Origin of the sequence: Bacillus sp. CDB3 (genome assembly GCF_002081505.1) — a bacterium.
GTDB lineage: Bacteria > Bacillota > Bacilli > Bacillales > Bacillaceae_G > Bacillus_A > Bacillus_A cereus_AT.
This window is the reverse complement of sequence record NZ_ALBR01000048.1, coordinates 1-10,797: the sequence shown is the minus strand read 5'-3', so window position 1 is coordinate 10,797 and position 10,797 is coordinate 1. Positions and strand designations below refer to the sequence as shown.

The following is a 10,797-nucleotide window of genomic DNA, read 5'->3' as shown; positions in this document are numbered from 1 at the left end:
AACACAAAAAGCATTAGTGACGTTCGGAATGAAAAAATCAAAAGAAGAAACAGGACGTCAAAGCGGGGGCAGCGTTTCTTTTCCAAAAATGAAAGTGACGATAAGAATCATATAGAAGAGAGCAACCATGTCCATGTGGTTAGGGGGAAATATATTGAAATTATGAAGGTGTATGCAATAGAAGAAATATAAAAAAGTGCTAACACGCATGCGGAATAGACATAAAACATCGCTGATATGCCATTCATAAAAATAGACTTTTCTTAGCAGAAATCACTAATTATAAATACTTGTAAAATTAGCTCTGATATAGCAGTTATTGAAGCGAAGAAAAATAAAGATGGGAGTGCATATTGGAAATACGAAGATGCCCAAACAAAATTATGGAATATACGACTATCGAACTAGAAAATAATGAGCCCATAGTAAAAACAACCTAAAAATAGGCATATGAACAAGGTACATCATCTAGTGATAGGTCATATTTTGTGGGTGTACGTATTAAAGTTAGTTTATCCCGCTATTTGTGGGCAGTAAAACTCCCGCCTCAAAATTCGACTGGAGCAAAGAAGTTAGGTGGGAGTCGTGCTGCCCGTAAACGCCCGATTGGTGCGGGCTAATAATCAGTGGAGGATGAACACTCCCCACTGATTAAAATTTCACTTTATAGCGCTATTTCTACTTAGATTTAACGAACAGAAATATAGGAAAGCATCGATGGGGTTGTAGTTTATAAACGGAGGTCATGAAAATGAATAAGTTTCAACAAGAACTACAAGCGTTAAGCCTTAATGATTATCAGTCTGGAAATATTGTGTATTGGGACCAGCAAAACCAATATCCATATTACTATATTACAGATGATGCTCGTCGCTGTGGCGGTTGTGGTCGTTGTGGCGGTTGTGGTGGTCGTTGTGGCGGTTGTGGCGGTGGTCGTTGTGGTGGATTCCGTTGTTTTGGTTGCTTCGGTTGCTTTAGTTGTTTTGGTTGTGGTGGTTGCTCTAATTGTTTTGATGGTTTTAATGGTACTACTGTAACATTTGAATCTTGATAAGAGACAAAAAGGAATCCATTTTGAAAAAAGATTGATCGAAACGGATTCCTACTTTGTGAAGCATTATAAAATTTTTATAAAAATGTGCAAACAAGTTTGCAAACGGACTTGCTAATACCTATACGAAATAGACATAAAATATCGCTGATGTGTAGCTTAATAAAACGATAATAATTAAGCACTTATAATGAATAATAGGTTATTAGAAAAGAAACCACAAAATGTAATGTTTTATATCATTATAAAAAGAGATTATTCTAATAGGTCGTTGTGTAACGACTGCATAGGATAATCCTTTTTTATGTTTAATTTTGTAGAGAATGTACTGTTAACTTCAGTTGTTCAATAAATTCTCGGGTAGCAGCGCACATGTATTTATCTTTTCTATAAATAAGTCCTATATCTATTGTTGGAGTGGGGTTTTCAATTTTAATAGATTGAATGTGTTCGCTTTGCAAAAAATCTATATAAGGTTTTGGTAATACTGTAATTCCCATGTCTTTTGAGACCATTTGAATTAAAGATTCCATCGTACTAATTTCTAAAATTGGTTTTGGTGTAAAGTTGAATTTTTGACAATGAGATGTAATTAGTTCGGTTAAAAAGAAATTTTTAGGTAAAAGAATTAAAGGATAGTTCTGTAATTCAGCAATAGATACATGATCACGTTCAGTTAATCGATGACCGGTTGGCACGACTAATGTAAGTTCACTTTTGTATAGAGGGGTAGAAATAATCTCTTTATCTTGCACCGGGAGAAATGTAATGCCAATATCTAGTTCGTTTTGTAATAATTTTTCACGAATCTCTCCTGTACGAAGTCCCAACACAGAAAGTTCGATATTTGGATATTGTTTATTGAAATCTAATATAGCTGGTGGTAGTAAATAATTTATTACGGTTAACAAAGATCCTATTGTTAAGGAGCCGTGCTGTAATCCATTTAAATCTTGAATGGCAAAACGAGCTTGTTCGACTTCATGAAAAATTGTTTTACCGTGTGATAATAAAATTCTTCCTGCTTTAGTTAAAGATATTTTTTTACCAATTCGATCGAAAAGCGGCATTCCCACTTCATGTTCTAATGCACGTATTTGTTGACTTAGTGAAGGTTGTGAAATGTTTAATTTCTCAGCTGCTTTAGTAAAATGTAATTCTTTCGAAACAGCTAAAAAGTATTCTAGTTGTCGTAATTCGATTGGAATCACCTCAAATTTAATCATAGGATATACCTATCATTATTATATAAATAATTGAATTGAACAATGGTTTTATGAGATTTATAATTACTTTATTAGAAATGGATTGATTATAAAAATTAGATGAGGTGAAGCAGAATTGTTGAAATCGAACGTATTAACAGGAAATTATTCACAAGTATTTCAAAAAAGGTATGAGGTGGTTTACCGACAGGAATATATTGTTTAACGCCTTTATATGTAAAATAAGCAAGAGGAGCGATAAGGATGAATAAAGAATATGAGATACTATCTCTAAACATAGGATTGCCAAAAGAGGTTATATATGGAGGAAAGTTAATTCAAACAGGCATAAATAAAGTTGAAACAAAGGAGCTTATATATTTATCGTTTGTAAAATTTAAAGGTGATGGCCAAGCGGATTTAGTTCATCATGGTGGAGTGGATAAAGCGGTTTGTGTGTATTCGGGAGAACATTATGGATATTGGGAGAAAGAATTGAGTCAAGACCTTGTATATGGAGCCTTCGGAGAAAATATAACAGTTAGCGGTATGCGCGAAGAGGATGTTTGTATTGGTGATACGTTTCAACTTGGAGAAGCGATAGTACAAGTGACGCAGCCAAGACAGCCTTGTTTTAAACTAGCTAAGAAATACAATGTTCCAAGGTTACCATTGTATTTTCAAGAAACAGGATATACAGGGTTTTATTTTCGCGTATTAAAAGAAGGATGGGTATCACCAGTCGATACGTTAAAATTGCTGCAGTCTGATTCGAAAGGCATTACAGTAGCGTTTGCTAATTGTATCATGCATAAAGAAAAACAAAATATGGAAGGACTAAAAAGAATTTTAGAAGTACATGCGCTTTCTGCTAGTTGGAGAAAGACATTTGAAAAACGAATGAGGGGAGAAGAAATTAATACGAAGGAGAGGATTGAAGGAACAAAAGATTAAATAAATATTTTTTATAAATGGTGCATTTCTATTAGTAAAAACTCATTAGAAAGCGCCATTTTTATATAATAAAATTATTAATATTCAAAAATCTTAATATTTGTTTATTCGACTTGCTTTTAAAGAGTCAAAACATAAAATTAATTAGATTCTTTTTTTATGTTTTATGATACTATATTGATTTGTAAGACCTATTATTTTATGGGTAGATCTTATTAGTTTATCTAATTTAATGGAATCGACGTATGGAGGTACAACATGGGGAATATTGAAAAAATTGCAAATCTTATTTTGGAAGAACCGAAAAGAGAGCAGTTATTTCCTTTATTTGAAGAAGTGTTTGGGATTACAAGTCAAACATTACATGATTTTTCAGAGAAAGGATATTGGGATTATACATATAAAGCTTTATCATTTATACAAGATGATAAAGTGATTGCAAATGTTGCCGCGTTTTCACTTCCGTTACTAATTAATGGAGAAAAAATAAATGCAGCGGGCATTCAATCAGTAATGACACATCCGGATTTTCGTAGACAAGGACTAATGACACAATTGCTTAATAAGATGATAGAAAAAATTGATAAGCAATGTGAATATGCTTTCTTGTTTACTGAAACCCCTGAACTATATAAATCATATGGATTTCAAATTGTGCAGGAATATCTGATGACTATACCGTATGATAAAAAGAATAATAAAGATTCGATACTTAGAAAGTTAGATTTTTATAATGAAGAGGATAGAAATTTAATAAATGAAATAATTGAAAATGGTCAAAGGCTTTCTAATATGTTTTCGACAATAAATTATCGATCTTCGTTTTATTTGAAAATGTATGACTTAAAGTGGAATGAGAGACTGTATTATTCTAAGAAACTAGATGCGATGATCGTTTATGAAGTAGAAAATGAAAAGCTAAAGTTATATGGAGTATTTGCTCCAGTACTTCCGATTTTAGATGAATTATGTGAGGAAATCTCTGAATCATTTACAGAGGTTGAATTTTACTTTTGCCCAGATCAATTAGGGATTGATGAGATACAATATACAGAATTACAGTCTAGTAAGTATTTAATGGTTCGGAGTAATAAAGAATTAGATTTAAAAGGGTATAGATTCCCAGTTTTAACGGATTTTTAAATGTTCATTTAGATGCTTTTGATGAAGAATAAAGGTAATAATCGTATTAATATAAGATTTTACATGTGGAATCCATCTGAAAATAATGGGTTTAAGATTGGATTTTACAATTAAACAAATATAAATAAAGAACCGCATTCTTTTTCTTTAGAATGCGGTTTTTGTATTTACGTAAGATAAAGCACATTTATTGACCGGAAAGTCATTAATGCTTATCATTTAATAATGTTAAATATTAATTTGTATAATATATTAGAAGTAATGAAAAAATTCTAGACTATATCGTTTAGATAAGGAGGAATATGAATTATTCAATGGTAATTTCATGAAAAAAGGAGATTATGTATGAAATCATTTCGCAAGTTGCTACAGTATTTAAAACCATACATGTTCTTCGCTATTATTGGACCGCTATTTATGGTACTTGAGGTTGCGATGGACTTAATTCAACCGACAATTATGCAACATATTATTGATGTTGGAATTGCAAATCGGGATTTGAATTATGTAATAAAAATGGGGCTTCTAATGATAGGGGCAGCAGCGATCGGTTTAGTTGGAGGGCTTGGTTGTATGATGTATTCTACAAAAGCTGCTGTTAATTTCGCTACAGACATACGAAAAGATGTGTTTGCGAAAATAGAAACATTTTCTAGCAAAAGTCGTGATTCATTTGGAACAGGAAAATTATTAACGATTGTTACAAATGATATTACATCCATTCAATCGGCGATGACGATGACGTTACGTGTACTTGTCCGTGGACCGTTATTATTTATTGGAAGTATCATTATAGTCTTTGTAACAGCGAGAGACCTATTTCCTATTTTACTTGTTGTCGTACCCGTTTTATTAGTTGCAATTGTATTGATTGCAAGTCAAGCGAGCGGTTCATTTAGACGAGTACAAGAAGCATTAGACAAAGTAAACACAAAGCTACAAGAAAATTTATCTGGTGTACGTGTTATAAAAGCATATGTAAGACAAAAATATGAAATCTCACAGTTTGAGAAAGTAAATAAAAATTTAACTGGAATAAATATTCGTGCTATACAAATTATTTCATTGATGATGCCAATTATTATGCTAGTTGTAAATGGCGGGATTGTAGCAACTTTATGGATTGGTGGCGAGAAAGTTTTTAACGGTACACTCCAAGTAGGGGCCATTTTAGCTTTCATTAATTATTTAAATATCATTTTAATGTCACTTATGTCTATTAGTATGGTATTTATTCAAATTGCCCGTGCTTTTCCATCAGCTGATCGTGTACAACAAGTCTTACATACTGAAGTTGACATTAAAACTGAAGGCGACGTATATGAACCAAAGCAAGTGGATGGTAATGTAGAGTTTAAAAATGTTAGCTACAGTTATACGAAAAATAATGAATATGTTTTGAAAGATATTTCATTTACTGTACATAAAGGTGAAAAGATAGGGATTATTGGATCTACTGGGAGTGGTAAATCTACATTGGCAAAACTATTGCCACGACTTTACGATGTTGATCAAGGTGAAATATGTATAGACGATGTCAATGTGAAAGCGTACGATTTGCAGAAACTTCGTGCTTCAATTGGCTTCGTTCCACAAAAGGCACTTCTCTTTTCAGGCAGTATAGAAGAGAATTTACGTTATGGCAAAGAAGATGCCACTTATGATGAATTGGAATTAGCATCTTCATCTGCTTGTGCGACTGAGTTTATCAATAAGCTGGAAGACTCTTATCAATATAACTTAACACAAGGTGCAACAAATCTATCTGGCGGTCAAAAACAACGTATATCTATTGCAAGAGCCTTAGTGAGAAAACCATCTATTCTTGTATTAGACGATTCTACATCGGCAGTTGATGCGAAGTCAGAATCTGTAATACAAGAAGCATTAAGGTCGAGATATAGTGGCACAACGACATTTTTAATCGCATCAAAAATATCCTCTATTATAGATGCTGATAAAATTCTCGTTCTGGATAACGGTGAATTAGTTGGAAGTGGTACGCATGAGGCTTTATTGGCAACTTGTGAAGTGTATCAGGAAATTTATCTTTCCCAAGGTGGTAACCTGCAGCAAGAAGGAGGGGAAGAGCGTGCGTAATTTTCAAGGACAATTTGGAAATAAAGGTGGACGTAATAATCCGAAAAAGGGAAAAGCAAAGAATACTAAAGGAACTATAATGCGAGTATGGAACTACATGGGGTATCAAAAAGCATCTCTTATATTCGTTATTATTCTTGTATTTATCACGACATTACTCGGTTTACTTGGGCCATATTATATGGGGGTCATCATTGATGAATATATTGTACCGAAGGATTTAAGCGGGACAGCGAGAATGTGCATGCTGCTCATTGCAATATATGGGATAACCGTATTGTTAACATGGTTACAAACATTTGTCATGATTAATGTTGCATTAAAAACAATACAAAAAATACGACAAGATATTTTTGAGAAAATCCAAACACTTTCTCTACGATTCTTTGATGTACGTTCTCAAGGTGATTTAATGAGCCGCGTGACAAATGATATTGATAACTTAAATCAAGCTTTGACACAAAGTGTTGTGCAAATCATTTCATCAGCGTTAACGTTTATAGGTGTAACAATTGCGATGTTTTCATTAGATTGGATTTTAGCAATTGTCACTTTAATTACGGTACCTATTATGTTTTTCGTTACAAAAAAACTAGTTGCTTATAGTGGGAAAAACTTTGCGAAGCGTCAAAAGGATTTAGGAGAATTAAATGGATTTATTGAGGAAGCTATTACAGGTGCAGACGTAACTACGTTATATGGAAAAGAAAAAGAAACCGTACATAACTTCAATGAAATTAACGAACAGCTAAGAATTTCAGCAACGAAGGCTGAAACATTTTCAGCATTTATTTTTCCGAGTATGAACTTTATTAATAACTTAGGAATGGGGCTTGTAATTGGAGCTGGATCAGTTATGGTATTAAACGGAATGACAACAGTAGGTGTCATTGCTGCTTTTATTAACTATTCTCGTCAATTCGCAAGACCGCTTAGTCAATTTGCAACGTTAATGAATACGATTCAAGCCGCAGTTGCTGGCGGAGAACGTGTCTTCGAAATTATGGATGAAGTACCAGAAATTCAAAATAAAAAAGATGCAGTACTTGTACAAAATTTACAAGGGCGCGTTACGCTTGAGAAAGTTTCATTTGGATACGAACAGGACAAGATGATTTTAAAAGATGTGAGTCTTGAGGCGAATCCGGGGGAGACAATCGCTTTAGTCGGTCCAACTGGATCAGGAAAAACAACAATTATAAATTTGCTAACGCGCTTTTATGACATTCCAAAAGGACAAATTAGTATTGATGAAAAAGATATAAAGGATTATGATATTAATTCTTTACGGAGTAAAATAGGGGTTGTTTTACAGGATACGTATTTATTTGCTGGTACGGTTATGGATAATATCCGTTATGGACGATTAGATGCAAGTGATGAAGAAGTAATTAATGCAGCTAAGGCAGCATCGGCGCATTCTTTTATTAAACATTTACCGGATCAATATGAAACAGAAATTGCTTCAGAAGGTTCAAATTTAAGTCAAGGACAAAAACAACTTCTTGCGATCGCACGAGCAATTTTAGCAGATGCAGATATATTAATTCTCGATGAAGCGACATCTAATATTGATACGAGAACAGAACTACAAATTCAAGCAGGATTAAATAATTTAATGAGAGGGCGAACGAGCTTTGTAATTGCCCATCGACTGAAAACGATTGAAAAAGCAGATCAAATACTTGTAATAAAAGATGGAAGTATTTTAGAGAGAGGAAATCATGAAACTCTCATGGAAGATGGAGGGTTTTACTTTGATTTGTATACGAGTCAGTTTAAAATTTAACAAAAACATTGATGGGGTGAGGTTTCTCTAGAAAAGAGAAACCTCATTTTTTATATTTGCAAACATTACCATCCGAAAAGTCTCTCACTGAATGTTTTAACAGCGTCCTTTTGTAGACTAGGTGAAAAGAGGTTGGCTTGATCATAAAGGCTGGTGGTATGAAGTTGAGTAAATTTAAAGTAAGGTTGATTCGGTGTTTGTTGCTTTGTTATTTTGGGGGGCAAGTTAGTTTGGTTTCAGCTTATATTTAGTGGGAAATGAACAAAAATCCGATCCGATTAAAGCTATACGTTATTATTTTTTTATAGAAAACTCCCGCCTTAAGGAGTGAATAGAACAGAGTCCAATAAATAGGTGGGAGATTTGAGCTGACTAGGTAAAAACTTTACGCATTTGTGACATATCGGAATTAGTTCGTTTCGATATGTCACAAATGGTATATAGAGTATCACCCCAACCCATGAATGAATTAGAACTATGAAATAGATTACTATTAAAAACAATCTAAGCTTTAAAAATATATAGAAAGATAGTTTATAAGTAACCAGAATGAGTATAGAGCTAGTTTATAACGATTGATATAGCACTGAAAACCAATAAAACAGCCATAATGATGTTAAATAATTGAGTATGTTTTAATAATAGTTTTTGGAACATTGAACCAAACAGGCTCCAACTAAATGTACTCATTAAACCGACTATACCTAGAAATAATGAAAAAAGTAGAAAACTGGAATATGAATTGTAGTAAGGGAGAATAAAAGTAGAAACTACAGTCAGTCCGAATAATATCCCTTTAGGGTTAACAAACTGAAGAAAAATGCCCACTGTAAATAAGTTTTTATTATCTTTTTCATCGGGATCTGTATTGCCTTTACTAGTGAGTATTTTAAAAGCTAAATATAGCATGTATGCTACTCCTGAAATTTTTAAAGGTAATTCGATTTTGGGTAAAGTATTAATTAGTACGATATTAAAGAAACTACATAAAGAAGTGAGGAGGAAAAAACCGAAAGCTACTCCAAAGCAAAATTGCATGCTCCTTTTCAAACCAAGTTGATTTGCGTATGTCATAGCTAAAAAATTGTTAGGACCGGGTGTGAAGCTACTTATAAAAACAAATAATAAAAAAGAAAATAAAGGCATTTCAAAACCTCCTAAGTATTTTCCGTGTGTTATAATGACCGAAAAGAACAATATAACGTGTGCTTTTTATTATACATAATGGTCGTTATATTGTATATAGCATAGGGGTGTTTTTTTATGGAAGAAATTCAACTTATTTTGGCGAAAAATATAAAAGCAATACGTGAGAAAGAAAAATTAAGTTTAGAAAAGGTTTCCCAATTAACAGGTGTGAGTAAAACGATGATTGGACAAATCGAAAGAGGAGATTCAAGCCCGACACTAACAACAATATGGAAGATTGCGAATGGTTTAAAAGTGTCTTTTACCTCTTTAATCAATAATCCACAGGCTGATACGAAAGTAGTTTTACGAAATGATGTGCAAGTATTGTCTGAAGACAATGGGAGATATAAAGTGTATCCTTCTTTTCCTTTTCAAGATGAAAGGAACTTTGAAATCTATACGGTAGAAATTGAAGCAGAAGGAAAATTAAGTTCGGAAGCGCATAAAGAAGGAGCGGAAGAATTTATAACGGTGTTTGAAGGGGAATTGACAATTGAAATAAATGATTGTCAATACAAATTAAATAGCGGAGATTCAATTCGCTTTAAGGCGGATAGACCTCACACTTATAAAAATTCAGGAAGAATAGTAACTCGGTTAAGTATGACCATTTATTATCCAGCTTCATAAACGTACTATTTTATTTAGAATATATAGAGATACGTTTTGATAAAACCATCTATAAGAGATGGTTTTATTTATTACAATTTACAAAAAAAGACACTCGTTGGAGTGTCAAAATAGTATTACTCTCGCGTATAGGATTGGAGAATATTTCTCAAATACGTATTGAGATGGTTCGTAAAGGAGAAACAGCCTTCTTATTTAATGTAACATCGGCATGGACGCAGTGTAAATTGATAATATATATACGGAAAATTTAGTAAAGATAGTTACTACTATGAATATAGTGCAATATGTTTTGGTTGCTTAATCACTTTCGTGATAGTTACTAGTTTAGTATCTAAAAATGTTTATTATAAAAAGAATGAATCATTTTTTAATCGATTCGTATAATTGTTAGAGAGGCACCTGTTGAACCACCTTCAACTAAATTAACGATGGATGATAATATGCCGAATAATTGAAGCGAAATTGTATTACCAGCAAATAAATTGGTAATTAAATTATTATTATAATTTGAAGTTGATATTGCGAGAGTAAAAATAGATCCGGGAAGTGTAGTGGAAGAGTTTAGTAGTAGTTATAGCAAAGGTAAAAGTTTAATATATGTAAAAATCATTTGAGAATGAAAAAAGATTAATTATGGAATTCTATTAAAATGATAGAGTTATTATTATATAAATTAGTACACAAAATGTGGAATGAGGTATTAAATTGAAGGCGAGATGATAAATTATCAA

Annotated in this window: 9 protein-coding genes and 2 pseudogenes; 8 read left to right on the top strand and 3 right to left on the bottom strand. The window is 32.7% G+C overall.

The genetic code is table 11. The features are described 5' to 3' along the window. Window positions 1-488: 488 nt before the first annotated feature. The gene (locus tag CDB3_RS32315; protein ID WP_256869773.1) at window positions 489-620 is read left to right on the top strand and encodes a hypothetical protein; all 132 of its coding nucleotides are present in this window, start codon (window positions 489-491) and stop codon (window positions 618-620) included. Between the two features lie 131 nt (window positions 621-751). Beyond that, window positions 752-1,051, top strand: a complete 300-nt coding sequence (locus CDB3_RS12115; protein ID WP_128854664.1) for a heterocycloanthracin/sonorensin family bacteriocin — start codon at window positions 752-754, stop codon at window positions 1,049-1,051. A gap of 308 nt (window positions 1,052-1,359) precedes the next feature. Here the strand turns inward: CDB3_RS12115 and CDB3_RS12110 are convergent, their stop codons facing one another. Further along, window positions 1,360-2,262 carry a LysR family transcriptional regulator gene (locus CDB3_RS12110; RefSeq protein ID WP_179139696.1) on the bottom strand — a complete coding sequence of 301 codons (903 nt, stop codon included), beginning with the start codon at window positions 2,260-2,262 and terminating at the stop codon, window positions 1,360-1,362. A 130-nt stretch (window positions 2,263-2,392) separates the two neighbouring features. Between CDB3_RS12110 and CDB3_RS33240 the strand changes: the two are divergent. The 5 genes and pseudogenes from CDB3_RS33240 to CDB3_RS12090 all read left to right on the top strand — a co-directional run. After that, a pseudogene (locus CDB3_RS33240) lies at window positions 2,393-2,499 on the top strand (aminotransferase class III-fold pyridoxal phosphate-dependent enzyme); the annotation flags it as partial. A 21-nt stretch (window positions 2,500-2,520) separates the two neighbouring features. Then, entirely contained in the window at window positions 2,521-3,210 is a 690-nt protein-coding gene (locus CDB3_RS12105; RefSeq protein ID WP_128854662.1) for an MOSC domain-containing protein, read from the top strand. A 258-nt stretch (window positions 3,211-3,468) separates the two neighbouring features. After that, a complete protein-coding gene (locus CDB3_RS12100; RefSeq protein ID WP_128854661.1) occupies window positions 3,469-4,353 on the top strand; it encodes a GNAT family N-acetyltransferase in 885 nt (294 codons plus the stop codon). A gap of 345 nt (window positions 4,354-4,698) precedes the next feature. After that, on the top strand, window positions 4,699-6,453 hold the full coding sequence (locus CDB3_RS12095; protein ID WP_128854660.1) for an ABC transporter ATP-binding protein: 1,755 nt from the start codon (window positions 4,699-4,701) through the stop codon (window positions 6,451-6,453). Continuing rightward, window positions 6,446-8,242 (top strand): ABC transporter ATP-binding protein, encoded by a 1,797-nt coding sequence (locus CDB3_RS12090; protein ID WP_128854659.1) that lies wholly within the window; start codon window positions 6,446-6,448, stop codon window positions 8,240-8,242. Before CDB3_RS12095 ends, CDB3_RS12090 begins: the two co-directional genes overlap by 8 nt. A 561-nt stretch (window positions 8,243-8,803) precedes the next feature. Here the strand turns inward: CDB3_RS12090 and CDB3_RS12085 are convergent. Next, window positions 8,804-9,388, bottom strand: coding sequence for a LysE family translocator (locus CDB3_RS12085; protein ID WP_128854658.1), 585 nt, complete (start codon window positions 9,386-9,388; stop codon window positions 8,804-8,806). Between the two features lie 117 nt (window positions 9,389-9,505). Here CDB3_RS12085 and CDB3_RS12080 point away from each other — a divergent pair, with 117 nt between their 5' ends. Continuing rightward, window positions 9,506-10,063 (top strand): helix-turn-helix domain-containing protein, encoded by a 558-nt coding sequence (locus tag CDB3_RS12080; protein WP_128854657.1) that lies wholly within the window; start codon window positions 9,506-9,508, stop codon window positions 10,061-10,063. Between the two features lie 370 nt (window positions 10,064-10,433). Here the strand turns inward: CDB3_RS12080 and CDB3_RS12075 are convergent. After that, a pseudogene (locus CDB3_RS12075) lies at window positions 10,434-10,637 on the bottom strand (BclA C-terminal domain-containing protein); the annotation flags it as partial. Window positions 10,638-10,797 lie beyond the last annotated feature (160 nt).